This is a genomic window from Effusibacillus dendaii (assembly GCF_015097055.1).
Taxonomy (GTDB): Bacteria; Bacillota; Bacilli; order Tumebacillales; family Effusibacillaceae; genus Effusibacillus; species Effusibacillus dendaii.
Genome location: NZ_AP023366.1, coordinates 2656864 through 2683202, shown reverse-complemented (window position 1 = coordinate 2683202; position 26339 = coordinate 2656864). Strand labels below are relative to the sequence as shown.

General features: G+C 45.6%; 24 protein-coding genes and 2 pseudogenes. 5 read left to right on the top strand and 21 right to left on the bottom strand.

Annotated features, from left to right (window positions below; all coding sequences use genetic code 11):
* Positions 1-477: 477 nt before the first annotated feature.
* Positions 478-1493: pseudogene (rfbB, locus tag skT53_RS14380) on the bottom strand (dTDP-glucose 4,6-dehydratase).
* Between the two features lie 62 nt (positions 1494-1555).
* Positions 1556-1975, bottom strand: coding sequence for a sugar phosphate nucleotidyltransferase (locus tag skT53_RS14375; RefSeq protein WP_200758234.1), 420 nt, complete (start codon positions 1973-1975; stop codon positions 1556-1558).
* A 333-nt stretch (positions 1976-2308) separates the two neighbouring features.
* On the opposite strand from skT53_RS14375, the gene skT53_RS14370 reads away from it, so the two are divergent.
* From skT53_RS14370 to skT53_RS14360, 4 genes and pseudogenes are all read left to right on the top strand, one after another.
* On the top strand, positions 2309-2755 hold the full coding sequence (locus tag skT53_RS14370; RefSeq protein ID WP_200758232.1) for a response regulator: 447 nt from the start codon (positions 2309-2311) through the stop codon (positions 2753-2755).
* A gap of 142 nt (positions 2756-2897) precedes the next feature.
* Positions 2898-3068, top strand: a complete 171-nt coding sequence (locus skT53_RS18590; protein WP_226375229.1) for a hypothetical protein — start codon at positions 2898-2900, stop codon at positions 3066-3068.
* A pseudogene (locus tag skT53_RS14365) lies at positions 3035-3295 on the top strand (efflux RND transporter permease subunit); the annotation flags it as partial. The gene skT53_RS18590 and the pseudogene skT53_RS14365, both read left to right, overlap by 34 nt.
* A 155-nt stretch (positions 3296-3450) precedes the next feature.
* Complete coding sequence (locus tag skT53_RS14360) at positions 3451-3702, top strand: hypothetical protein (protein WP_200758228.1); 252 nt, start codon at positions 3451-3453, stop codon at positions 3700-3702.
* A gap of 191 nt (positions 3703-3893) precedes the next feature.
* Here skT53_RS14360 and skT53_RS14355 read toward each other — a convergent pair whose 3' ends face one another.
* On the bottom strand, positions 3894-5660 hold the full coding sequence (locus skT53_RS14355; RefSeq protein WP_200758226.1) for a DHA2 family efflux MFS transporter permease subunit: 1767 nt from the start codon (positions 5658-5660) through the stop codon (positions 3894-3896).
* 13 nt (positions 5661-5673) lie between these two features.
* Positions 5674-6348 carry an HlyD family secretion protein gene (locus skT53_RS14350; RefSeq protein WP_200758224.1) on the bottom strand — a complete coding sequence of 225 codons (675 nt, stop codon included), beginning with the start codon at positions 6346-6348 and terminating at the stop codon, positions 5674-5676.
* Positions 6349-6609: 261 nt separating this feature from the next.
* Here skT53_RS14350 and skT53_RS14345 point away from each other — a divergent pair, with 261 nt between their 5' ends.
* Positions 6610-7095: a CcdC family protein gene (locus skT53_RS14345; RefSeq protein WP_226375227.1), complete on the top strand. Its 486-nt coding sequence runs from the start codon at positions 6610-6612 to the stop codon at positions 7093-7095.
* 162 nt (positions 7096-7257) lie between these two features.
* Here the strand turns inward: skT53_RS14345 and skT53_RS14340 are convergent, their stop codons facing one another.
* The 17 genes from skT53_RS14340 to skT53_RS14260 all read right to left on the bottom strand — a co-directional run bounded on the left by skT53_RS14340 (position 7258) and on the right by skT53_RS14260 (position 26331).
* The gene (locus tag skT53_RS14340; protein ID WP_200758223.1) at positions 7258-10401 is read right to left on the bottom strand and encodes an efflux RND transporter permease subunit; all 3144 of its coding nucleotides are present in this window, start codon (positions 10399-10401) and stop codon (positions 7258-7260) included.
* Positions 10398-11810, bottom strand: coding sequence for an efflux RND transporter periplasmic adaptor subunit (locus skT53_RS14335; protein WP_200758221.1), 1413 nt, complete (start codon positions 11808-11810; stop codon positions 10398-10400). The genes skT53_RS14340 and skT53_RS14335 overlap by 4 nt, the downstream gene beginning before the upstream one ends.
* A 126-nt stretch (positions 11811-11936) precedes the next feature.
* A complete protein-coding gene (locus tag skT53_RS14330) occupies positions 11937-13544 on the bottom strand; it encodes a DHA2 family efflux MFS transporter permease subunit (RefSeq protein ID WP_200758219.1) in 1608 nt (535 codons plus the stop codon).
* 11 nt (positions 13545-13555) lie between these two features.
* On the bottom strand, positions 13556-14794 hold the full coding sequence (locus skT53_RS14325) for an efflux RND transporter periplasmic adaptor subunit (protein WP_200758217.1): 1239 nt from the start codon (positions 14792-14794) through the stop codon (positions 13556-13558).
* Between the two features lie 13 nt (positions 14795-14807).
* Entirely contained in the window at positions 14808-15473 is a 666-nt protein-coding gene (locus tag skT53_RS14320) for an HlyD family secretion protein (protein ID WP_200758215.1), read from the bottom strand.
* Complete coding sequence (locus tag skT53_RS14315; protein WP_200758213.1) at positions 15470-15904, bottom strand: MarR family winged helix-turn-helix transcriptional regulator; 435 nt, start codon at positions 15902-15904, stop codon at positions 15470-15472. The genes skT53_RS14320 and skT53_RS14315 overlap by 4 nt, the downstream gene beginning before the upstream one ends.
* Positions 15905-16879: 975 nt before the next feature.
* Entirely contained in the window at positions 16880-17911 is a 1032-nt protein-coding gene (gene galE / locus skT53_RS14310) for a UDP-glucose 4-epimerase GalE (protein ID WP_200758211.1), read from the bottom strand.
* Positions 17912-17994: 83 nt separating this feature from the next.
* Complete coding sequence (locus tag skT53_RS14305; RefSeq protein ID WP_200758209.1) at positions 17995-18990, bottom strand: DUF4433 domain-containing protein; 996 nt, start codon at positions 18988-18990, stop codon at positions 17995-17997.
* The gene (locus tag skT53_RS14300; protein ID WP_200758207.1) at positions 18987-19901 is read right to left on the bottom strand and encodes a macro domain-containing protein; all 915 of its coding nucleotides are present in this window, start codon (positions 19899-19901) and stop codon (positions 18987-18989) included. The genes skT53_RS14305 and skT53_RS14300 overlap by 4 nt, the downstream gene beginning before the upstream one ends.
* 161 nt (positions 19902-20062) lie before the next feature.
* Positions 20063-20872, bottom strand: coding sequence for a PHP domain-containing protein (locus skT53_RS14295; RefSeq protein WP_226375226.1), 810 nt, complete (start codon positions 20870-20872; stop codon positions 20063-20065).
* A 45-nt stretch (positions 20873-20917) separates the two neighbouring features.
* Positions 20918-21178, bottom strand: coding sequence for a cytotoxin (locus skT53_RS14290; protein WP_200758199.1), 261 nt, complete (start codon positions 21176-21178; stop codon positions 20918-20920).
* The gene (locus skT53_RS14285; RefSeq protein WP_200758197.1) at positions 21175-21471 is read right to left on the bottom strand and encodes a hypothetical protein; all 297 of its coding nucleotides are present in this window, start codon (positions 21469-21471) and stop codon (positions 21175-21177) included. The genes skT53_RS14290 and skT53_RS14285 overlap by 4 nt, the downstream gene beginning before the upstream one ends.
* A gap of 192 nt (positions 21472-21663) precedes the next feature.
* On the bottom strand, positions 21664-22446 hold the full coding sequence (locus tag skT53_RS14280) for a sulfite exporter TauE/SafE family protein (protein WP_200758195.1): 783 nt from the start codon (positions 22444-22446) through the stop codon (positions 21664-21666).
* 66 nt (positions 22447-22512) lie between these two features.
* A complete protein-coding gene (locus tag skT53_RS14275) occupies positions 22513-23916 on the bottom strand; it encodes an undecaprenyl-phosphate glucose phosphotransferase (protein WP_200758193.1) in 1404 nt (467 codons plus the stop codon).
* Complete coding sequence (locus skT53_RS14270) at positions 23867-24787, bottom strand: glycosyltransferase family 2 protein (RefSeq protein WP_200758185.1); 921 nt, start codon at positions 24785-24787, stop codon at positions 23867-23869. Before skT53_RS14270 ends, skT53_RS14275 begins: the two co-directional genes overlap by 50 nt.
* 44 nt (positions 24788-24831) lie before the next feature.
* Positions 24832-25374, bottom strand: a complete 543-nt coding sequence (gene rfbC / locus skT53_RS14265; RefSeq protein WP_200758183.1) for a dTDP-4-dehydrorhamnose 3,5-epimerase — start codon at positions 25372-25374, stop codon at positions 24832-24834.
* Between the two features lie 12 nt (positions 25375-25386).
* A complete protein-coding gene (locus skT53_RS14260) occupies positions 25387-26331 on the bottom strand; it encodes a glycosyltransferase family 2 protein (RefSeq protein ID WP_200758181.1) in 945 nt (314 codons plus the stop codon).
* Between the last annotated feature and the right edge of the window lie 8 nt (positions 26332-26339).

Here is a 26339-nt window from a genome sequence, read left to right as displayed (position 1 = left end):
GACGATTCCTGCAGGAATAATCCACAAATTGGCATATATAATGATTTATAAGTATAATACAAGCCGGTGACACGGGACGGTGTTGCGAAACTCCTATTTTTGCTTTTTATCGTGATGGATTGGAGTCGATGAGATGCAGCAAGTATCTTGTACTGCGGATATTGTCTCGATCAAATAGAACTCTATCCCGGTGATGCACAGATGGAAGCGGTACGGGCTGAGTCCAAACTTTCAGACAAGAAGTAAAACCGCGAGGTTTTTGAAATAAAGGAAGTGACAAACAAACTTTGTTCCGCAAAGGGATTTTCCCCAGGTTTACATCGACGATGTCGGCGGACAGATACTGGCTATAAGATCGGCTTGTTATTGTCTTCGGTTTTACCGTCCCTTTCACCACAGCCTACATATACTTACACGATAATAAATCGTACAGACAACCGCCAATCGGCCGTTGGTTGTAACGATTACTAAACTTCGTCACAAATTCGTATTCCGGTGGCCAGCAACATATTCATCCACCCCCGATTCCAGAGCTGTTTGTTTGCATGTGGATAACGGTAAGCCCTGATTCATATACCACTGAATTGTTTTTACCAAACCTTCTTTGAATGGGACTGTGGGTTGCCACCCTAATTCTCTTTGAATTTTAGAAGAATCTATGGCATATCGTCGGTCATGACCTTTTCGATCCTCCACGAATTGGATTACCTTTTCGTCTATATGTCTGCTTGTTTCATTTGTTGGCAGCAGCTCACGAATTTTACTTATAAGCAGATTGATCAAGTCGATATTTTTCCATTCATTACCACCTCCGATATTATAGATTTCGCCAACTTGTCCTTTTTCCAAAATCATGTCAATCGCTGTGCAATGATCATCAACGTAGAGCCAATCCCTTACATTTTTTCCATCCCCATACAAGGGAAGAGGCTTTCCTGCAAGAAGGTTGTGAATCATCAAGGTAATGAACTTCTCGCGGTTCTGATAGGGTCCGTAATTATTTGAACAGCGACTGATTGTTATAGGCAAGTTATATGTTTCATAATAAGCATTACAGATCAAATCTGCCGAAGCTTTGGAAGCGGAGTACGGTGAACGGGGCTGGAGAGAAGACTCCTCAATAAAGTAGCCTGGTTCATCAAGAGAACCATAAACTTCATCAGTTGATATTTGGTGAAATCGTTCCACTTCATACTGTAAAGCGGCATCCAAAAGCACTTGTGTACCCAGAACGTTCGTGTACATAAATATGTGAGGATCCGCAATACTTCGGTCAACGTGAGATTCTGCTGCGAAATTAATGACAACGTTTGGTTTGTACAATGAAACACCCGATTTATTTCCTGTCTATAGCAAATATCCACTTTTTCAAAAACATAATTCCCGTGCTTGACTAATTCCGGATCTATTTCTCGCAAATTATTCAAATTTCCTGCATAAGTTAATTTATCTACGTTGATAATCTTGATCTGATCCCTATATTTCTTGAACATATAATGAATGAAATTGGCGCCAATAAATCCTGCTCCACCTGTTACTAAAATTCGCATCGCTTCTACTCCTTGATTTGATTTTTTGCCTTCAGCATAATTTGATTTCCATAAAAAAGGGATTCAAAGATTCCGGCATCCGTCCAATTTCCCTCGAGAATGTCATATTCCAATTCACCTAGTTCCACATAAATGTTGTTGACTGTGGTTATTTCCAATTCGCCTCTTTCTGAGGGTCTTATGTCTCTGATAATGTTGAAGACTTTCTCATCATACATATAATACCCGATAACAGCATAATCGGATTTTGGTTCCCTTGGTTTCTCTTCAATTTGAATCACTTTTTTTTCATCGATGGCCGCAACACCGTACCGTTCCGGATCCCCGACTTTTTTTAAGAGCACCCTGGCACCTTTTTGCTGCTTACGAAACTTTTCTACACTGCTTCTGATCGAAGTGTCACTTATGTTATCCCCAAGGATCATCGTACCACCTCTAAGGGAAATATCCTATTTAACTGATCGATTCTACAACACAAAACTACTTATCTTTATAATATTTTACCAGCGTTTCATGTAAATAGCGATATAGTTAGTTTTGCTTGATTTGTCAGTGGTTGCAGTCATTCAAAGTTTTAATTTCGAATTATTCTGAGAGATGTAGGAGCGGAGGGAACTTAATAAGTAATGGGAAACCCGTGATTTTATTAACTTTTTATTTAACTTGCATTTAATTTTTATATTTGGTATTTTATTACCAATTACTACTTTACTTAAAAATTCGGAACACTTATTCGCTTTGAGAAAGGAGGGTTACTTTTGAAGACTTTGATTGTTGACGAATCATCTGTATCGTATGCCAATCTATCCGCTTTACTAGAGAAATTGGGCGTTGAAGTTTTAGAAAAAGTTGCAACAGAAAATGAAATCACACGAACGATTGAACAGCATCACCCTGAACTGATACTCATGGATACCCGCTGCTCCTACCTCAACGGTATTCACACCATTCGAAAAATCAAAGAGCTGTACCCGGAAATCAATCTTGTTGTGATTACTGTATTCGAAGACTCCCAGTCGGTCAAAAATGCATTTGTTTCCGGCGTACAGGACATTATAACAAAACCGATCGAATCCCAACGTTTAGTTTCCTCGTTACAGAAGTTGGGGCTGCTGTCCGCGACGAATGGATCTGAGGCATCACCTGAACCTGAATCGAAAGGCGGCGAACCGCCAAATTTAATTGCAGTCGAAAAAGCAGTTTAGATTTCACCAATTCAAGATCCGCATTTTTAGACTACAGCCGGTTTCCGCTCTGGGAGACCGGCTGTGACTTGTCTATAAGAAATAAATATTTTTTGAATTTGTCAGGCGAAATAATATGGGAAGGATGCCCGAAGGAGCTACTATGGACATATTGCAGCAAATTGCTCAACTCATGGTGCTCAATAATAAGATTTTCTTCACCATTATGGCACATGAATTGGCTAAATGCGGGATCACGATCCCGCAGGCCGTTGTACTGGACACCATCAAGGCCTCCCCGGCCAAACTCAGGATATGGCTGATTCGTTTATAAGCTTGGGATTGGCTTTAATCTTGTCGATAGTTCTCGTTTATATGGCAATGGCGGGACAGTTTGAATCCCTATCGAGTCCGTTCATCATTATGTTTTCGATTCCTCCGACCTTCATCGGGGTTGTAGTAGGCCTGCTGATCATGGGTAAACCCTTGAGTATCATGGCTTTGATCGGTTACATCCTGCTGGTCGGGATCGTAGTGAACAACGCGATCGTTCTGATTGATGGCGATCGTCGGCGCAGGATGAAGCGGGGCTTTCCGGCAAATTAGCTGCGAACCAGGAGGTAAAGCTATCGCCCAAGATCGCAGGAAAAATTGCTGCAATACCTGTTTGCTTGGGTCAGGTGGAGCAAGCGAAAACAGCTCTCAAGAATGCTCAAGTGGCTTATGCCAATGCGCGGGTGAGTCTGGAGAATGCCGAGAAAAGAACTTCTGTAGATGTTTCCGAGGCTTCTGTCGACCAATCGTCAGTAGCCGTGCAAACGGCACGGGATCAATTGGCCAATGCAACGGTGATTTCCCCGTTTTCCGGGATTGTTGCCGCTGTAAACGGAGAAGTTGGAGAGATGGTTTCTCCCCAGGTGTCAGTCGTTACGGTAGTCGATGTTCAATCTTTAAAAGCGGAAAGTTAACCTGGCGGAAAATGAAATCATCGGGGTAAAAGCGGGCTGACCGCCGGAGACAAGGTGGTCGTAGCAGGCCAGACCCTCCTCGCCGATGGGACAAAGGTTAAAATTCAATAAACAACATCAGTAACTTCACTCATTTAGAAAGGACCGGTTCCCTGTGGCCGGTCCTTTGCTGTATAAAGTTGAAACACACTTTATTTTGCCGTGGCCGGCAGAACTCGTCGTATGAAAAACGCCAGAATGAACGCCACAACGATCAATATGGTAGCCACTACAAAAGCATCATTTATACCATTAATTGCCGATTGTTGTGAAACCAACCCGAACAATGTCTGTGCAGCGATACTTTGTCCAGCCTCTGGCGGAAGACCCGCTGACGCAGCCAGTTCTGTCCCGAATTGAGAAAGTTGTTGCGAAACAACCGGATTGTCAGCCGTAAGCATTTCCCCAAATGCCACTTGGTGTACAGTGGTCCGGTTCGTCATTACGGTGACCAAAAAAGCGGTCCCCAATGATCCGGCTACTTGGCGAATCGTATTTGACATGGCAGTCCCATGGCTGTTTAAACGAGGCGGCAGTTGGTTCATTCCGGCAGTCATAATCGGCATCATGAGGAGTGACATACCGAAACTGCGGACGATATAGATCGTCAGGATGGTAGAATAAGGCATATCCGTTGTCAACCGTGTAAACTGCCAGGTGGTGATTGCGGTGATAGCCAGTCCAACGACTGCCAGCCAGCGCGCTCCTATACGGTCGAAAATAGCGCCTGCCACCGGCCCCATAGCGGCCATAATTAATGCCCCCGGCAAGAGCAGCAGACCTGCCTGGAGAGGAGTAAAGCCTCTGATACTTTGCAAATAAATAGGCAAGAGCATCATACCGGCGAACAATGCCATTGTAATAACCGCATTAATTACAGTAGTTAAAGCATAAACATCAAATTTAAAAACACGAAATTCCAACATTGGCTTTTTCTCACTTAATTCCCGCCAAACGAACAGAATAAGTCCTGAAACCCCAACCACGAGACTGATGAGAACCTCCGCGCTATCCCACCCATTATTGCCCGCTTCACTAAAGCCGTACAAAATGCCGCCAAAACCGATTGTTGATAAAACTATCCCCAATAGATCAAATTTCGGGTACGTCAGTCTCAAAACATTTCTCATCCAGCGGGCAGCCAATAAAATGTCAAGTAAACCAATCGGCACCATTGCATAAAATAGAATTCTCCAAGAATGATTTTCGATAATCCAGCCTGCCACCGTAGGACCAACCGCCGGGGCAAACGCCATGGCAATTCCCATGATCCCCATAGCCGTACCCCTTTTTTCAGGGGGAAAGATTGTAAAAAACACGTTCATCATTAACGGCATTAAAATACCCGCACCCATAGCCTGAACAACCCGCCCTGCCATCATGATTGCAAAGTTGGGTGCCAATCCACATACAAGCGAACCTACAGTAAACAGACTCATTGCGCTAAGAAACAACGGACGGGTGCCAAACGTCTCCATCAAGAAAGCACTGACCGGAATTAACACGCCGTTTACCAACATAAATCCGGTAACCAGCCACTGCACTGTGGTAGCCGATACATTAAAATCGGTCATCATATGTGGAATTGCGATGTTAATCAGCGTTTGGTTAAGAATTGCCGTAAATGCGCCCAGCAGCAAGACGAAAACGATTTCGGTCGTATTAATATCCTGTTCCGTCGCTTCATTTGAGGTTACATTCGCCGTTCTTGTACGAGGTGTTTCAATTGGCGCACTGACAGGTCCCGCCACGTTCCCTGTCACCGTCGGTTCAATAAAAGCCGGATCTTCCAAAGGTTTGTGGATCGAATGGCCCGCCGTTCCCGCGCCCGTCCTTGCCGTACCGCGAAACATCACCTGATTTACGAGAGCAAAAACAACAATGGCCACCACCACATAAACGATTAGGTACCAGAACATTACGATCGCCCCCTTACATGTGGATTCTTACACTTGCACTCATACCAGGTACGATGTTAAGTCCTTTATATCCGTCAAGACGTACGGTAACCGGAATTACCTGGGTCACCTTCGTGTAGTTTGCAGTCGTGTTAGATGCAGGCAGCATGCTGAAGTTGCTTGCGGTTGACAGTCCGATTTTGTCTACCCGGCCGGTTAATGTAGTGCCAGGGAATGCATCCACATACACATCCACGGCTTGTCCTGTTTTTACATCATTAATGTTCGTCTCATTTACGTTGGCGGTGACCCATAAATGGTCCATGTCATAGGCACGTGCCAGAGGGGTGCCGGGGGCTACAAATGCATTTCTAACAGCTGTTTGTTGTACAATTGTGGCGTTTATCGGGAATATCAGATCTACCGCAGACAACACTCTTGCCACACCGCCAGCTGCTGCAGCGGGTGCACCAGCCGAAATGGTACCCACTCGATCCCCCGCATTGTAACGTTTCCCGATATCCCCGTTCCAATCGGTTAGCTGGCCGCCCGCAGTTGCATAAATCGTCACTTGTTGTCCATCAATTCTCGCATTATCCGTTGAAACATAATTGGCGCTTTGAATATAAAAGTAAAATGCTGCTACCCCGCCAGCAATTAACAGAACAAGTACAAGGATATTCACAACTAACACGCGTGCACTGTTCATCTGCCTATCAATCCTCCGTTTCAAAATGCAATTTCGTGGATAGTATGACCATTTTCATCATAAAATCTGTACCTTTTTGACGAATTTTCCATTGTTAAAAAAACAGCGATAACGGTCATACCGCTGCTCTTGCGGAAACCGGGAGGGGTAACAACTACTTTCAAACGGTCGGGGCTTAATCCCGACTTTTTTGTTTGCCATTTGGCCAAGAAGCGTCTAATATGATTACTAGGAAAAAATGTTTTTTGGGGGGGTTGCAGCTTGACGTTTCCTGCATCGGTAAACTTGCAGATTGTCACTACGATCGGCGCTGTCTGCATGGCTCTGTTAGTGATTTTTTTGCGGCTGCGCGCTTCTGCTAAGCCCGTTACGACGAAAAAAATCCTGATCCCGCCGTTGGGAATGACGACAGGGTATTTGATGTTTGTGGTTCCCCAGACACATATTCCGCTTCTATATGCACTTGCAGCAATATGTGCTGGCATAGTATTGTCCTATCCGCTGATCCGGACGTCAAAATTTGAAGCAAGAGACGGGCATATTTATATGCGTCGCTCCAAATCGTTTGCTCTTATTTTGCTGGCTCTTTTGGCAGTCCGTTTGGCTTTGCACAGCTACGTGGAACAGTTCATAAGCTTGCCGCAAACGGGTGCTGTGTTCTTCATTCTGGCATATGGAATGATCGTTCCTTGGCGGATTTGGATGTTTCAAAAATACCGACTTCTGCAAAAATATTCTCGGGCGTAACTCCATAGAATCATTCCCGGAGAGGTTGGCATCTGCAGCAAACAGGTGTCAATTTTTTTGTCAAAAAATCACCCCTTAAAGCAGTCGGCACTTCCAAACGGTTGCTGTGCCTTTTCTCTTTAAGGGGTGTTATCCTCTTAGTATCTGTCCGAAATGCTCTCTTTATACAGATTGGTTTGTTTCCGCCACTGGCTGTTTTCTTCGGAAAATCGATTTGAATTTCCTCGACAGGTATTTCCCGAAATCGTCAAACAACGAGTATACGACAGGAACCAATACCAGCGTGACCATCGTAGAGAACGTCAGACCAAACGCTACCACCGTAGCCATTGGCGCCTGAGTCTCTGCACCTTCCCCAAATCCGATTACGAGCGGCAGCATCGCCAGGACTGTGGTGGCAGTTGTCATGAGAATCGGCCGCAGACGTACCGGCCCCGCTTGCAGAATCGCCTCGTTGCGATCCAGACCTTTCTTTCGAAGCTGGTTCGTATAGTCGACCAACACAATCGCGTTGTTGACCACGATACCGAGCAGCATAATCATCCCTGTTAATGCATTGATGCTAAGCGATCTGCCTGTAAGCAACAGCCCCAATGCCGCCCCAACAAATGTCGGCGGCAACGAGAACATGATGATGAAAGGGCTGAACAGCGATTCAAACTGGCTGGCCATCACAATATAAATCAACACAATCGCCAGCGGCATCGCCAAGCCAAGACTTTTGAACGAATCATTCAGATCGTTTGTTTGACCGCCAAGCGATACGGTGTAACCGTCCGGAACCGGCAATTCATCCAACTTTTGTTGAATTTCCTGCTGAACCTTACCTTGGTTCGCATTGAAAAGATCCGATTCAATGGTAACTGTTCGCAACTGGTTCGTACGGTTGATCACCGCTGGTCCCACGCCAGGTGTTACGGTTACCACATCCAGGAGCGGCACCTGTGCGCCATTTGACGCTGCCACTGTCATTCGGGAAAGATTTTCATACTGTTTACCGAAATCCTGCGGATATTTCACAATCACATCAATCGCATTGTCAGCCGCACGGAACTGGGTAGCGGTTGTACCTTGGAAAGCGGTTCGTACTGCTGTGACAATTTGCCCGACTGTTAACCCGTATTGGGAGGCCCGGTCGCGGTTAATCGTCATTTGATACTGCGGAATTTGTCGATCGGCTGAATTCTGCACGTTACGGGTACCTTTAACGGAAGAAACCGCCTGTATGACCATATCACCGATTTTTGCCATGACGTTTGGATCATCGCCCGTGATCTGAACCTGTATCGGTGCGCCGCCGCGACCGAATCTACCGCTGCTGCTGACGGCTGATACGTTAATTTTCGCTCCGACAATATTGGCTGTTTTCTGGCGAACCTCTTCTACCACCTGGTCTGTCGAACGTGTTCGAGCTGACTTATTCACCAAGTTGACTGAGATATTCCCCCGATAAGTGGAAGCGGTCGCAAACGCTCCCCCACCGCCGCCGACCTGTGTAAATACGGTCGTCACTTCAGGTATCTTCTGAATAATCGATTCTACTTGCATAACAACTTTATTCGTAGTATCCAATTGCGTACCGGTCGCCATTTGAATATTCACACGGAATTGTCCTTGGTCTGTTGTTGGCGTCAATTCGAACCCGATCAGCGGGATCATCGCCAGACTTGCCACGAACATGGCGATCGTAGCACTGATGACTGTTTTCCGGTGACCGAGCGCCCACTTTAGCAGACGTCCATACCACCTGTTTAAACGATGAATGCCACGTTGAAATTTGGCCATCAGGTTATACCATTTAACCGGCTTCTGATCGTCTTCTTCCTCTTCATCCACTTGCGGCAAAAGACGGGAGGCCAGCATAGGCACCAATGTCAATGCTCCAAACAAAGCGGCAACGTGCGAGAAGCTGACGGTCAGAGCAAGTGGCCCAAACAACTGTGTAGCCAGTCCTTGCGTAAACGCAATAGGAGCAAATACGGCAATCTGTGACAAAGCGGATGCCATTACGGCTGTGCCCACTTCTGCCGTGCCCAGTTTGGCGGCATCCTTCGCATTATGCCCCTGATTTCGATAACGGAATATGCTCTCGATGACCACGACTGCAAAGTCTACCAAAGAACCGAGACCGAGCGCCAAACCACCCAAAGTTACGGTGTTGATCGTCTGATTACTGAAATACATCAAGGAGAACGTACTGATAATTGAGATCGGTATAACCACGCCAATTACCAGTGTGGTTCGGATTCTGCGCAAGAACAGGTATAGCACGATGATGGACAGCCCTGCACCCATCACTGTGTGTTCCAGCACGGTGTTAATCGAAGAATTGATAAAGGTAGATTGATCGGAAACAACGGTAATCTTAACCGTTTTTGGCAGCATCGACTGTAACTGGGGAATCAAATTGCGTACGTTCTGCGCCACTTGTACTGTGTTTCCGTCTGATACCTTGGTAATGTCAAGCGAGACGCTCGTTTGTCCATTCATTCTGGCTAACTGCGTAACCTCGGCAAACGTATCCTGAATGGTCGCGATATCTTTCAGGAAAATCTGATTGCCGCTACTTAACCGGATCGGTACATTTCCGATATCGTTTACATTTAGAAAATCCCCATTCATGTGGAGACTGAATTCACGATCCCCCTGTTTGACGCTGCCCGCATCGGCAGATGTGTTGTCACTCTGCAGAGCCTGTGTCACCTGATTGATCGTCAACCCATATGCCTGCATCTTGCCGGGATCCAGGCTGATATCAATTTCCCGTTTTTTACCACCCGTAATATTGACGGCAGCCACTCCATCCAAACGCGACAAACGCGGCTGCAACACATCATTGGCGAGACGATTCAATTCTACCGGATCCATATTGCCTGACAGCGACAATGTGATAATCGGTGCGCTGTTCGGGTCAATCCGGGTCACTGTAGGGGTATCGACATCAGTCGGCAACTGTCTGCGAACACGGTCCAGTTTATCCCGCATATCGTTTGTCGCCTGCTGCAGGTCAACCCCATAGTTAAATCGTACAACAACGCGGGAGGAGCCCTGCTGGGAAGTGGAATCCACTTCCTTTACATTGGGTACAGTAGCCATCGCGGATTCTATCCGTTTAGAAATCTGCTGCTCCACTTCATCCGGCGAAGCGCCCGGCCAACTCGTACTGACTACCGCAACCGGAATTTGCAGGTTAGGGTATAAGTCAACCCGCAAAAGAGGAATCGATATGAACCCCAGGATCAGCAGGACGACCATGATCATCGAAATTGTAACGGGTCTTTCTATTGAAAAATTTGCTATTTTCATTGTTTGCCACCCGATCCGTTTCCGTTTCCAGTGCTGCCATGATTGCTGTTTCCGTTGTTAGATCCGTTCCTTTTGGCATTTCCTTGGCCTTTGTCTGCTTCGCCATTTTGTCCGTTAGCGGAAGACTGTCCTTGGTTTGCAGCTTTATTTGGATCGGCACCCGGACCATTTTGAACCTGAACAGGGGTACCTTCCCCTAACAATTCCTGCCCCCCGACAACTAAAACATCCCCTGGTTTTAAACCATCCAGCACTTCTACTTTAGTAGACCCAATCACACCTAGCTTTAGCAACACTTGATGCGCCACATTGTTTTGGACCACGAATACTTTCGCGCCGTCCGCCGTTTGCACCAACGAACCGGATGGAATTTGGATTCCCTGATGGGTCTGCATTCCCTCAATGGTAACTTGGGCTACCATGCCGCTCTTCAGTTTCCCTTCCGGATTCGGAATTACCACCTCTGCGGGATAGGCTTTCACGTTCTGATCCACCACCGAACTGACCCGTGACAAAGTGGCTTTAATGGTTTCATTCCCCAACGACTGCACGGAAATCGTAACAGGCAAGCCAGGCGTTACGTTTGCAATAATCGTTTCCGGTATATTAAGATTCACTTTAACCGGATCCACTTGAGCCACAGTTACAACAGACGTCTGTGTACCTACAAAAGTCCCCATGTCCGCATCTTTCGATACAACTGTGCCTGTTACCGGTGAAGTAATGGTCGCTTCATTATACTGATTTTGAACCACTGCCAAGTTCGCACGTGCCTGCTCCAATTGAGCCGCTGCCACCTTTACCGAACCCTGCTGCAGAGGATCCCCATTCACTTGCGAGGCCTGGTATTGCTGCTGGGCAGCATCCAGTTTCGCTTTTGCCGTCTCCAGGTTCAGTTCAGCCGTATCTAACTGCTGCTTGGATACGGCACCCGAGTCGTACAGATTTTTCGTGCGCTCATAGTTTGTCTGTGCGTCATTCAAACTGACCTGCGCTTGCGTCAGTGCTGAACTAGCCTGACTGCTCGAATTGACCGCATCCGTTTTGGCTTTCTCATACTGTGCTTGCGCCACCTGCACGGCTGCCTGCTGCTGGTTCAGTTGAACTTCCAGATCGCTCGTATCCAACTGCGCCAACGTTTGCCCCGCTGTAACCTTATCGCCAATATTCACAAACACTTTGGCGATTTTCCCGCTTTGTTTAGAAACCACTTTAGTTTGTACATTGGACGCTACCTGTCCTGTTAACGTAACACTGCCACCGATAGATCCGGTTTGTACCAACATCGTATTGACAGGCACAGCTTTGGTCTGTCGACCTGCAGTCGGTTTGCTGCTGGAACAACCCGCTGTCAACGTTGCAACCGCGAAAACTGCTGCAATAGCAAGTCTTACACATCTCTTTTTCATATGCTCCTCCGTCCAGTTCACAATTCCCTTCAATAAATGTTTACACTAAGTTCTTTAATTTTTCTTTAATATTCTATCAAAAAGCGCGAAAAAAGAAGAGCAAGAAATCTCTTGCTCTTCTTACTTTCAATTTGCAGCGGTTGAAGAATTTTGCGGTGAAGCGGGTACAGGTGGTGTCTTCGGCTTTTTCTGCCTCATGAGAAAGACGAGAGGAATTGTACAAAACAAGGGAAGCGACGCGGCCAGAAACGTTTCTGCGATCGCCCGGGAGGCGGCTTCTTTTTGGGCTAATCCGATCAAAATTGACAAAGCGCCACCAGAAGCCGTTTTCGCGTCTACCCCAAAGGATGTAATATAACTGGCCAATCCGGTTTGAACCTGCGCCATCATTGCGTTTATCGAAGAAATATTAGAGCCAAATTCTACGATATGCAAGGCCTGCCGATTCTGCATAATCGTGGTCATCACCGCAATCCCAAACGAACCGGCCACCTGCCGCACCACATTCCCCATACCGGAAGCTTTCCCGATCAACCGGGGTGAAATAGCAGCAATGGCGTTCATACCTGCCGTGGTGAGCGGCATCATGCACAATCCAAGTCCAATTCCGCGTATCATCATGACTGTCCTCAACCAACTATTCGGAGTATCGATCGTCAATCGATGAAGTTCAAATGTCATCATACTGAGAATCGTCAACCCGACTACTCCCAGCGGAACAACTCCCACCTTGTCAAACAATTTACCTGCAACAGGCATCATGGCTGCCATGGCCAAAGCTTGCGGCATCAACAACAAGCCGGTATCAATCGGTGTAAGTCCCTGAATGTTCTGCAGATATACAGGGGTAAGAAAAATCCCGCCGTACAAACCGATCATGACCAGACTGGAACCGATCGTACTCATCGCAAACACCGGATTTTTCCACAACTTTACTTCGAGTAATGGATCTTCTTTTCCTGATTCCACCCAGATCAGCAGTGCCAAACTGAATGCGGCAACAAAAAACAGGCTGATGATATAAAGCGAACTCCAACCTTCCGATTGCCCTTGACTCAGTGCCAACAGTAAACTGCCTGCAGTCAGGGTCGATAACACAACACCTGACTTATCCAACTTCAAACTGCTGTTCGTCTCCGTTTCTTTCAGCGCAAAGAAGACGAACAAAATAGCGACCAGACCGATCGGTACATTCATCAGGAACAGCAGCCGCCAGCTCACATATTCAATTAAGTAGCCGCTAAGGGTGGGCCCTACAGCCGGGGCCACCATGGAGGCGACTCCCCAAAGTCCCAACGCCATGCCGACCTGTTCGCGCGGCACTACTTTGTAGATGATTGACATACTGAGCGGCATGATGACACCGCCGCCAATACCCTGTAAAATCCGGAATGCAATCAGTGTGTTATCACTCCACGCGGCAGCGCAGGCGAAAGAAAACGCAACGAAAATTGACAGCGCGATCAGATATGATTTCTTGTATCCATATCTCTCTCCGACAAAACCGCTGACAGGGATGATAATACCTGATGCCAACATGTAACCGGTGAGAACCCATTGAATATGATCCTGAGACGAACCGAATACGGACATCAGTTTCGGCAACGCAACGTTAATCAAACTGTTATTCAAAATCGCAACGAACGCACCCAAAATGACGGCAATTAACGCAATCCAATAATTGTTCTCGTTGTCCGGTTTCGATTGAACGCCGACAGCCTCTGAGTCTGTCACTTGAATCCCCCCTAATTAACCCGAACCTTTACTCCATCCTGCAGGTTGCTCGGTCGGATTACCAGTTTATCGGATTCACTGACGCCGGAATCTACCGTATACCAGTTGGCATCTTTTTGCTTGCCTTTGAATTCCACCATTTGCGCCTTATCTCCATTGACTTTGAACACGTACAATTTGCCGTCTTTCGGCAGCACTGTGGTTACCGGAATCTCGAGTTGAACCGGCCCGGAAGGCACAAACTGGACTTCGGCTACCAACCCGCTTTTCAGTGTTCCATCCGGATTCGGCAATTTAACTTTTACGGGGAACAAACTGCTGTTTGTGTCAGCGATTGGACTGACAAACGATACAGTGCCCGTAAATTGCTTGTCTCCCAAACTGGAGATGTGTACAATTGCTGAATCCCCGGCTTTAATTTTAGATACTGACGTATCCGGGACACTCACTTGCACTTCCGCCTCATCCAAATTGACTAAAGTTAACAGCGGAACGGACGGTGACGCCATTTCACCTGCATCGATATTCTTTTTGGTCACGACTCCAGAAATGGGAGCGACAATTTTCGAATCACTCAATACATTTTGCGCGGCCTGAAGCGCAGCTCTCGCTTGATTCACCTGAGCTTGCAGCGCATTCAACTGATTGGCGGTGGCACCCTCTTGTGCCAAACTGAGCTTTTGCTGCGCCTGTTCATATGTCGCTTTTGCACTTTGTAATTTCAGATCCGCATCATCATAACTTGATTTCGGAACCGCACCACTGGCATAAAGATTCTTGGTGCGTTCAAAATTGGTCTGCGCATTTTCGTAGGCTACCTTCGCACTATCGACAGCACTTTGCAACTGTGCAATTTCTTGCGGCCGCGCCCCATCTCTCGTATTTTGATAGTTTGCCTCGGCGGCCTGAACAGCAGATTGCGCCTGCTGGACCTGACTCAGATAGTCTTTCGAGTCCAGCTCCACCAGTACCTGGCCTTTTTCTACGTGCATACCTTCCTGTACGTTAACGGCGGCTACCCGACCGGCCAACTTCGATGCAACCTGGATTTCATCGTTGGCAACCACTTTACCGCTTGCCATTACGCCTTTTGTCACTGTGTATGTCTTCACATCAATTGCCTGATTCGAAGCAGTCGACGCGGGCGTTGAGCTGCCGCACCCAACAATCCCTCCCCATCCAAGCAACGAAACAGTAAGCAACGAAACGATCTTGGTTTTTCGGCTTTTTTGCAATACTTCTGGTTTCATTCTCGTTCCACCCTCAGTTCGATTTCAGATGAATTTTGATAACAGCACTCATACCGGGTGACAAATTGACATTTTGCTGGTCGTCAATTGAAATCTTGATCGGCACACGCTGCGTTACTTTGGTGAAGTTTCCACTTGTATTAACAGGCGGCAGCAATGAAAAAGTCGAATTGGTCGCTTCCCCGATTTCCTTCACCTTTCCAGTGAAGTGCTTGCCGGGAAACGTATCAACCGTAAACTCGACAAATTGACCCACGCTTAATTTATTAATGTAGGTTTCTTCGATATTGGCCTGCACATACAGTTTTTGCTTATCCACCACCATGGCGATCGCTTGGCCTGGCGCCACCACTTCTCCCGGTTCAGCCATTTTTTGAATGACCATGCCTGAAATCGGCGAGCGCAGCGTTGCTTGATCCAGCATTGTATTTGGCAACCCCACCGTATCCTGCTGGCCGACAATCTGGTTCTGCGCTACATAGTCACCTACATCAATATTCAACGTGTTCAACTTACCTGCCACTTTCGGCATCACGCGATAAATATCCCCGCTGATACGCGCATCATCTGTACTGACATAATGAGTCGACTGGTACCAGAAATAACCTCCGATGCCGCCACCGACGATCACCATCAGTGCAAGAATGAGGATCAAAACCTGCTTTCGATTTAACTTCATTGCTGCTTCCCATCCTTCTCCTCTAAATGATTGGATAATAGTTGAAGTGTTCGGACGACGGTGTCCAGTTCGGTTTGCGACAACCCTTCCAATAATGTAGAAAAATAATCGTCCCGCAGCACCGGAATCTGATTTTTGATTTCTTCAAACTTCTCTGTTTTGAAAATCCATACTGCACGTCGATCATCAAGATCCCGCCGACGTTCAACCAATCCTTGTTTCTCCAGGCGATCCACGATGCCAGATACCGTACTGTTTGACAGATTCACTGCTTCACTGATCTGCCCGATCATTTTCGGGCCCCCAAGTACCTCCTTCAACACCAAGATTTGCGGTACAGTAATGCAAAACCTGGCCAATTCCCTGTTTGCAATATGCGTGATTTGCCTATTGATTTTTCTAAGCAACTGACGGATCTCGGTTGCACTCATGTTCCCCCCTCCTCCTGGTATGCAGGAATCACAACCTGAAATGTTTGTATGCGAAATTTAATCATAAGAAGCATATTACAGCAAATTAAAAAAAATAACCAGTCTTGAAAATTAAGCATTTTACCAATTGTTCTATGGAAATACCGATTCTAACGGTGTTATTCGAATCCCGTTGAAGAATTCTCCCGTTTTCTTCCCCAACAATCCAACACCGGAAGCTCCATTTGAAGTGTAACCTGCTGACGGTTCCTTTATCTTAAATCCTTTATCGGCAGAATCAGCGACTCGTATCTGATTTCGGGGGCTATGTTCTTAGTGGGAATCTTGTGTACATTTGCGTTGAAGAAGATAATGGTAGGGGGGCCGACGTTTATTAGAGGAAAAATTGGATGTCGCCGTTCTTATATCCATAATTCAATTTCCGCTTTGATACATTAATAGGCCAAACTTTTGGTTCAAACGTTTTTGTTATCATTTTCAATTTGTCCTTTCTATTAACCTTGAACTTGTTCTTACTTTCATTTTCACCCGAATTTTCTTCACGTTTATCGTTTTCTGTTCTTTTATCCGTTTCATTCACTATTGGTTTATCATTGTTCTTCTCATGGTTAAACAAACTCGACATAGGCTACATGGTCGCCTCACTTTCAACATTATCATATGTTATTTTCTACCGTAAAATATTCCGTTCAAACATAGTGACTGACGCGATATTGCATGAAAAATGTTAGCTGCGTCATTGATATTAGCCTAGGGAGCTACCGGAGAAGATGGGTGCTGCACCTTCCAAACCCCGACATTTCCCGGGAATTATCGACATCAGAAACTAAGATTCACCTGTAATTACAACTCTTCCCCAACAAAAAACAGATCAGACCTTTAACACAAAAGGTCTGATCTGTAAAATTCGGTTTTTGCTTGATGCAGTCAATCCCGCTTGACGAACCCTGTCGATGCATGCAGCCAATTGCCACATTAATTGGGTGCCTCTGAATACCCTTCCGGCCGATTCACATGCCACTGCCAGGCAGACTCGATCATGTCCCGCAATCCGTACTTTGGACGCCAGTTCAACCGGGTCATGATCAATGATGCGTCCGCGACCAGCACTGCAGGATCCCCGGCCCGCCTTTCCGCCTCTATCGACCGGATCTCCCGTCCGGTTACCGTCCGTGCCATTTCAATCACTTCCCGAACTGTGTAGCCGTTACCCGTACCGACGTTCCACGCACCGCTCGCCATCCCCCTCTGCAGGGCTGCCAGCGCCAGCACATGCGCTTCCGCCAGATCAAGCACATGGATATAATCACGAATACAGGTGCCGTCAGGCGTATCATAATCTGTTCCAAAAATATGGATCGATTCTCTTTGACCTAACGCTGTTTTTAGTACAAGCGGGATCAGATGCGTCTCCGGATCATGATCCTCCCCAATTTCGCCGTTTAAACTGGCCCCGGCTGCATTGAAATAGCGAAGCGCTACCCACTTGACGCCATACGCTTCTTCCATCCAGCGAAGCGATTGTTCAATCATCAGCTTGGATTCTCCGTACGGATTCACGGGTTGCTTGCGAATCGTTTCCGAAATCGGAATTTGTTCAGGAATCCCATATACGGCGGCCGTAGATGAAAAAATAATATGGCGCACACCGCACTCCTGCAGTGTCGAGAATAGCTGGACACTTTTTCCTGTGTTCTCCAAAAAATACAAATCCGGCCGCTGCATCGACTCGCCCACCAGACTCTTGGCGGCAAAATGGATCACCGCATTCACATCATGCCGGACGACGATTTCTTTCACAAGCGCACGATCTGCAATATCACCGTGATAAAAAGATAGTTGTTCGGATGATGTACCTTTCAACGATTGCGACAGCACGTCAATCGCTTCCCGATGTCCGGTTGTCAGGTTATCGAGGACAACAACCGAATACCCTTTTTGAAGCAGCACCTGAACAGTATGGCTGCCGATATAGCCGGCTCCTCCCGTGACGAGAACGGTCTTCATTTTATTTCTCTCCATTTCTCACTTTACAATCAAAATTGCGCATAGTAAAAACTTGCTTAAGTACTCTTTAACTTACAAATCCATTAGAATGGTAAGTAGAAATCCAGTTCGTTATATTTGTCAAAAAACATTATTTGATTGTCTATTAAGAGTGTTACATCATAAATCTCTGGTCTCTCTAAATTTTTCAAACTGATTTCCAATGTATTTTTAATTTTATATTCTGTATTCTCCCATATAAAATTCGTTTGCGTATACATTTCTGTAATTTTAACTTTTATAGCAACAACGTCAAAGGTCTCCATGGGTACATTGAACTTGAACGTTATGCTGTCTTTATTCATATTGACTTCCTCAACAAAAATCCAATCACGAAAAAAAAGATTCCCCTTTTTCCCACCTCCTATTTTACTTTTCCACTTTTCCCGAGTCTTGGGACTTAGTAAATTAAGTAATGTTTTATATTCAGCTTCACTTCTACACCAAATATGTTTGAGATTCTCCAGATCCAGTTCATCTTTCACCACTACCTCTGCTTGGCGGTGATGTATGATTGAAGCCCTCTCATGAGGTTCAAACCAAGAATCATGATAGACTAATTGAAAAGGGATTTCTTTAAAATCGACTGCTTTCGAATAAATATTTGTAGAGGCTGCTGCCAAACTCCCTTTGCTAAAATATGCATCTTCCCTTGAAAGCAACTGCTTAGCGTCAAACATAAAATAGATAGGTACTGGACAATGTGATTGTAATTTACGTTGTGCTAGCGGCCTATATCCTTCATTCCTATTTTGTGTAGGTGTGCGGGGGCGAAAATACAATCTAACAAAATCTTTCCATCTTCCATCTGTTTGTTGAATAACCTCCGTACTGGCATTATCTGTTACCATGCCACCTGTTTTTTTAAGTTTATTTCTCGAAAAAAGTTTACCCTTTTCAAGTATCTCAACCGCATTGTTAATATTTGTAAAATGAAAAATAAATCTCGGCCACCAGGACCGAGAATCATCCAAAAAATCCGCCTTTTGTAATTGATCTATAAAGATGCGGATTTCATTTGCGTCTGATTTCGTATTCATTGTACATTTACCTCATATGCAGTTAGATGATTATCTGAAACAAAAGGAATGTATTGTAGACCAATTGGATTTTCCTTTATTTCTTGATAATTTGATGAAATCAAAACTGGATGTAAATAGGGTAGTTTATCAAGTAACGCAATTAAATAAGGAGAGTATCTTTCTAATCCATTAGGCATACTGCCAGTCATTACATAACCCAGACTCCGAATATGTTGCCAGAGATCTACCAACTGGTTAAAATACACACGATAAACGTTTCCAAGTGCTTTTATTTCAAGATTAATTTCGGGTTCTCTAATTACCGAAACTGTAAATCCAATCTTGTGATCCAAGGTGAAAAATGAATCTTCCTTAGCCAATATTTCATATAAATCTTCCCAAACCTCCGTAAACGGCATAGCTTCCGGCTCGCTTCTTAACCATTGTTTTGTTGCACGAATGTTCCGTTGTTCACTCGTAAATTGCCCTTGACGATACAAATGAATATAGACATCAATCGGAAGATTCTTTAAGTATTTTTCCATTAAAGGGCGCACTTCTGTATCCCAATTTAAGCCCCCGTTTCCACAACCAAGCATAGGAAAAGCAATTGATGTAATGCCTACATCAGCATATGTGTTAACAAACTTTTGTAAACCTGCTTCGATATATTCGATTTTCGAGGGATGTTTCCAATCCTTTTTGGTAGGAAAATTCAATATCCATTTGTGTTTTGTCCTATAAAGCCATAATTGACCAATGTTAAATTGCTTGTTTTCACAAAAAAGCTGGTATTGTTTAAACATTTCGGGGTAAATGGTCTTAAAATCTTTGGCTATTCCCTTCCCCATAACACCAACTGTATTAACCGTATTTACTAATACCCGCGCAGGACTCTTTAACAAGTCACCAACAACATAAGTGATCAAAACCATCACCTCATTTAAACCTTATTGCAATCATCATACAAGAACGTATGTTCGTTTTCAATAAAATCTTATATCCAAATATTCTACAGACAATTGTACAAGCCCTGTTTATTACTATCCCCAAAATTTAACGATACCGATTCATCGTATTCAAATGATTCCTAGTTGTTCCCGATTGGGTAATTTTGAAAACTGCCCAAATCATGCTGGTCATCATGAAAATCGGAACCGCCTGTCACGAGCAACTCATATTTTTCTGCCATCTGCTTGTAGCGCTTCACGTCTTGTTTATCGTGCTTGCGGTGCCACACCTCAAGTCCGTCAAACGAACAACCGGCAAGCAATTCGCGAACCAGATTGTCGTTATCGATCAAGACCGGATGCGCCATAACCGCATAGCCGCCCGCCTCGTGGATCAGATCAATCCCTTCCTGCGGGGAGAGGATTTTTTTGTCGACGGCAGCCGGACCTCCGTCCGCCAGGTATTTATCAAACACCGTCTGCACATCGGACACGTACCCTTTTTTGACGATCGCTTTCGCAATATGAGGACGGGCAATAACACCCTCCCCGCTGAATTCTTTTACATCTTCCAACGTAATCGGCATGTGCAATTCGGCAAACCGTTGAATGATCTGCAGCGCCCTGGCTTCCCGATCATCGCGAAATGCGGCCAACTTATCATGCAAATTTCGCCAGTCAGACATGTTATAACCGAGAATATCGACGTTTTTGCCTTTATATTTGGTACTGATCTCGACACCCGGAAGGACCTGCAGCCCCAGTTCCATCCCCGCTTGCTGCGCTTCCTCCACACCGGCCAGCGTGTCATGATCCGTAATGGCAATCGTCTTTAACCCTGTCTCTTTCGCTTTGCGAACCAAATCTTTTGGCGCATACACCCCATCGGAAGCGGTCGTGTGCATGTGCAAATCAAATGTGCCCAGTTCCAAATCGTTTATTATTCGCACCAGATATATCCCCCAGTTCTTGATGACCTTTACCGGCCTGTTACGTCACAGACGATTCAATATATCATGTTGACCGCATCGATATAAATAGATGGCATCCTCCGTCATCTCAAACACAATACGAAGATCCATGGACGCGGAAGCCTCCCATAGCGCTTCTGTTCCTTGAATACGTTTGACCCGTAACGATGGATGTCGAAAATCACGACCCATCAGTTCCAGCGCGCAGATAATTCGTTTTTGTTCCTCTTTGGAACCGAGTTTTTTAAAAACTTTTACAAATCTGTCGGAGCGGACAACAATCATGTTTCCGACTCCTTCTCAAGTTCTTCCAACAGTTCATCCATGGAGGCGTGAGTTTTAAATCTTCCTTCCTGGAAGTCCTCGCGCGCTTCTTTCATCCCTTCTTGCCATTCTTTTGTCCAAAACCACGCTTGATCAGCCGGTATCGTCTTCATCGGAGTCAGAACGACCCGTCCGTTCTCTTCGATTTCAACCTGAAACAAGTCCCCTTCTTCTATAGGAAGATGTTTTTTGAGCAGCCCGAGGTTTACAAGATTTTTCTTCTGCAGTTGGATGTTGCCTATGATCTTCGACACAGAAATTCCACCTTTCCGAAATTCCGAAATTCCGAAATTCCGAAATTCCGAATTTCCTTCAACCCGATCATAACACCTTCCTGAATGAAATGCAATTGGACACCAAAGTCATCGCTCGGCCCGTTCCTTTTGTTTCAAAGGTGGCGGACTCATCTTTGCCATGAACACACTCAGCCGAAGTCCCCCTTTATTTCACAAAAGCTTAACAGATGACAGAACAAGAATGACAATCAGAACGATCCGCAAAATCAGGTCCGGAATTTTGACACTCATTCTGCTGCCAACAAGCACCCCTATAATTGATCCGGCCGTTAAATTCAATACCATTCGAAGATCAATAGTACCAATGCCCCAATGAATCAATGCGGCAAGCGCCGTGATCAAAACACCATGAACAATATCTGTACCTACCAGCTTGGACACGGATAACGGATAAAAATATAATAAAAGCGCCATAAACAAAGTCCCGCTTCCCACCGAAGTCACCGCCACCAGGAAACCAACCAGAAACCCGATGACTGCAACAAGATAGCGATTCATATGAGAAGTCGCGAACGGTTCTCGCTGCACGGCATGTATGGAACTTCCTCGAAAGGATTTGATAACCTGCAGAATCATAATCAGTGCGATAAATAGAAAAACAATCGCCAATGTTTTGCTCATCCAGATTTCCGATTGGCCACCCGCCGACTGTTTCAACAGGCGAACGCAAAATCCGCCCAGCAGCGTTCCCGGCACGCTTCCCATCGCCACATATCTCAACAGGGCGAAATCTACCGTTTTTTGCCGCCAATGCTGCCAGGCTCCGAATAGCTTGGTCGTCGCAGCAAACACCAGATCGGTTCCGACCGCGATGGAAGGAGCGACTCCAAAGCCCAAAATTAATAGGGGGGTCATTAACAATCCGCCCCCCATGCCCGTCATACCTATCATGGCTCCCACAAAAAATCCGCCGACTATCATCCAGAGATTCATTCCGATGTCCCCGCTCTGAAACGTTCAAATTGTAATTGTTTATTCTGCTCTTCCTCTTTCACAGCCTCAATACGCATTCTTATTAACAAACCCATTAACCACCGTTTTCCACACAATCTTCAAATCCATTGCAAAGGTCCAGTTCTCAATATAATGTATATCATACTTGATACGTTCTTCAATCGACGTGTCGCCGCGCCAGCCGTTGATCTGCGCCCAGCCGGTGATCCCCGGGCGAACACGGTGCTTGATCATGTATTTCGGAATATCCTCTTTAAACTGTTCGACAAAATAAGGCCGTTCCGGACGCGGACCGATAATGCTCATATCTCCCTTCAGCACATTAAAGAACTGGGGGAGCTCATCCAAACTGGTTTTTCGCAAGAAAGAACCAAACTTCGTTCGACGGGGGTCATTTTCCACCGTCCACTGCGTATCCGACGATTCATCCGTGCTGACCCGCATTGAGCGAAACTTGTACATTTTAAAAATCCGGCGGTTTTTCCCTACCCGTTCCTGCGCGAACAGAACAGGGCCGGGCGATGTAAGTTTGACACCGACCGCAATGATGAGAAGCAGCGGGGAAAGTACCAATAAAGCCGCCAACGAAAACCCGATGTCAAAAATCCGCTTGATGCCCGCATTCATCGCCTCGTCCAAAGGCACATGCCGCACATCGATCATCGGAATGCCGCCGACTTCTTCAAATTTCGGTTTGGCAGGCAGGTAGTTGAAATAGTCCGGGATGATGAGCGCCTGAATGCCCATTTTTTCACACAGGCTGATAATCTGTCCAATCTTATGATGTGCCTCGATGGGCAGCGCCAATACCACCTGATCGATCAAATGGCTGTTTAAAACGGTTTCCAGTTCGTCTATCGTTCCCAAAATTGGCACATCATCCACCGTTTCGGCAACCGGATACAGTCGGTCGTCCAGAAATCCCAGCACTTCAAATCCGAACTGTCTGTTATCCGTGATCAGTTTCAGTACATTCCGGCCCAACGGACCAGCCCCAATAATCAGCATAAACTTTTTGTTGTATCCCATCGATCGCATTCGCCGTAAAACCATCCGCAAACCGATCCGTTCCATTGAAAGGAAAACAACAGACAGGCCCATAAACATCCCCAGTACCGCACGGGAAACGTGAATTTCTTTAATAAAGAACAGGATACTCATCAGAATCAGAACGCCCGTCACTGAACTTTTGACAATCTGCGTCAATTCACTCCGAAGCCTCCGGGTTCGATGGGGCGTGTACAGCCCATATATCGAATTGGTAATCAAATAGACGAGAATCATGGCTATGGCGATTCCTACGTAACCCAATTCGCCAATTGAATCGGTCGAATCCATCAATCCGGAGCGGAATTTCAGAAACCATGCCAAATAGAACGCAAGGGCAACTACGCTCGCATCAAGCAGTATAAGTATGCGATTGAGAAGGGTTTGATAAGAGCGGATCATGCTGCTTCCCTCGCTTTTTGAACAGGTTTAACGTTGCAACCATCACGTAACGCGACAAGATTCCTAAATAGACCAGCCAGTTTACCAGAAATATAGAATTTCCGGCATGATGTTTCCGGTAATAAAGGATCATAGCCCTGTGGAACTCCCAAATCATGCGGTACTTCTTTTTCGCACTGCTGGCCCCTTTATAATGAATGATACTTGTTTTCGGATAATACCAAATCTGCCAACCGGCCTGTTTGATCCGATAGCACCAATCAATATCTTCGCCATACATAAAAAACTGGTCGTCAAGCATCCCGACCTGGTCAATCGTTTCCCGCCGCACCATCATAAACGCACCAACCAGACAATCTACCTGATACATTTCGTTTTCATCGAGATATGTCAGATTGTAGGAGGCAAAGCGCGGGCTTTGCGGAAACAATTTGTCCAGTTTTAACGCCTGGTACAAGGAATTCATCGGTGTCGGAAAACTGCGGCGACAAGCCAAATCAAGCGTTCCGTCCGGTTTAACGACTTTGCATCCAGCCGCACCGATCTTTGAATGACCATCCATATATGTAATCATCGTATGAAACGTTGATTCCTGCACAATGGTGTCGGAATTTAACAGCAGTATATAGCGACCCGTTGCCTGTTCAATCGCCTGGTTGTTAGCTGCTGCGAATCCCTCGTTCTTTTGATTACGGATAATCTTCACCTGTGGATACAGATCCGTTACTGCCTCTGGACTTCCATCGGATGAAGCGTTATCTACCACAAATACTTCCAAGTAAAGCCCTGAAGTGTGACGAAACACTGAATCGAGCGTTTGGATCAGGAGGTCTTTGGTGTTGTAACTGACGATGACAATTGACAGATCCATAAGAACCTCCTAGCAAGCATTTCTCTCATTATATCATTTTTATGTCAACTGATTTCCGCATTTTTTAATGAAGGATGAATTTGATCTTTCTGGGATAAAACGGGGTTATCAGTCGGCCACGGAATTCCAATCTCCGGGTCATTCCACAGAATCCCGCGATCATGTTCGGGTGAATAAAACTCGTCCACTTTATAGAATACCATCGTATTCGGTTCAATTGTACAGAATCCGTGGGCAAATCCTTTCGGAATCAGCAACTGCTTCTTATTCGCAACGCTTAACTCGACTGCCACCCACTGACCAAACGTTGGAGAATTTTTTCGGATATCAACCGCTACATCATAGATGGCACCAGACAAGACACGGACCAATTTGGTTTGCGCTTTCGGCTCCAATTGGTAATGCAATCCACGCAGCGTACCCACTTCCACGGATAACGACTGGTTGTCCTGCACAAAATTAAAGTCCAGGCCTAATCCTCGGAACTTCTCCTGATTGTAACTTTCCATAAAAAAACCGCGATGATCTTCAAACACATCCGGTTCGATGATGAATACTCCCGATAATTTCGTTTCTGTGATCTTCATGATAACCACCCTTTAAAAGAAACGATAGACCTCATGATACGGTACTGTTCGTTTCTGTTTAATCCATTTGCGCCATTTGATCAAATGGGGCAAATTTCTAAACAAGATTTTCCAAGCAGACAATACGTTTGGCTCCCTTACCATCATGTACAGAAATGCCGCCAGTTCATAAGGCAATATAAACGGTAGATGGAGCAGAAAGAAAAATAAACTCTCGTTTTTTAGCATCATCTGATAACGATTAATATAAGAGTGTTGGCGAATCCGCACCGACTGTTTAGATCGCTTCCCCGTTTTCCAACCACGTTCATGGTACGCAACGGCGTCCGGCACATAAACAGCTTTCCACCCTAACAACTGACCGCGCCACGCCACATCGACATCTTCTTTGTAGGCAAAGAAAGATTCATCAAAAAATTGGCAGTTTAAGCTAATGTCCTCAATCATTTCTCGTCGGTACAAAGCGGCAGCACCCGATACGCCAAATACTTCTTGAACTGAGTTCCATCGATCTGCAGGTTGGTTGACTCCCCGATCAAACGCCCTGCGGGATTTAGTGATTAAGATACCTGTGCTGTCAATTTGATCGACTGCAGAGGCAAGCAACAATTTGCCGGTGGCCGCCCCAATTTCAGGGTCTTGTTTCGCATGATCTAGCAATCTCTCAACATAACCAGGATTAAGAACCACATCCGGATTTAAGATTAAACAATAATCGCTGTTCGATATCCGAATCGCTTGATTATGGGCGGCTGCAAACCCCAAATTTGTGTTATTCTGCACAAACTTAATTTTATTGTTATACGCTTGTAGTATTTCCGAAGTACCATCATGGGAATCATTGTCGATCACTATGATTTGGTCAATCGGGCAGGTCTGCTTGAATACGGACGCTAAACAGGTTTCGATATCACGAGCAGAGTTATATGTGACAATATGAACACTCACTTTTGACATCGGAATCA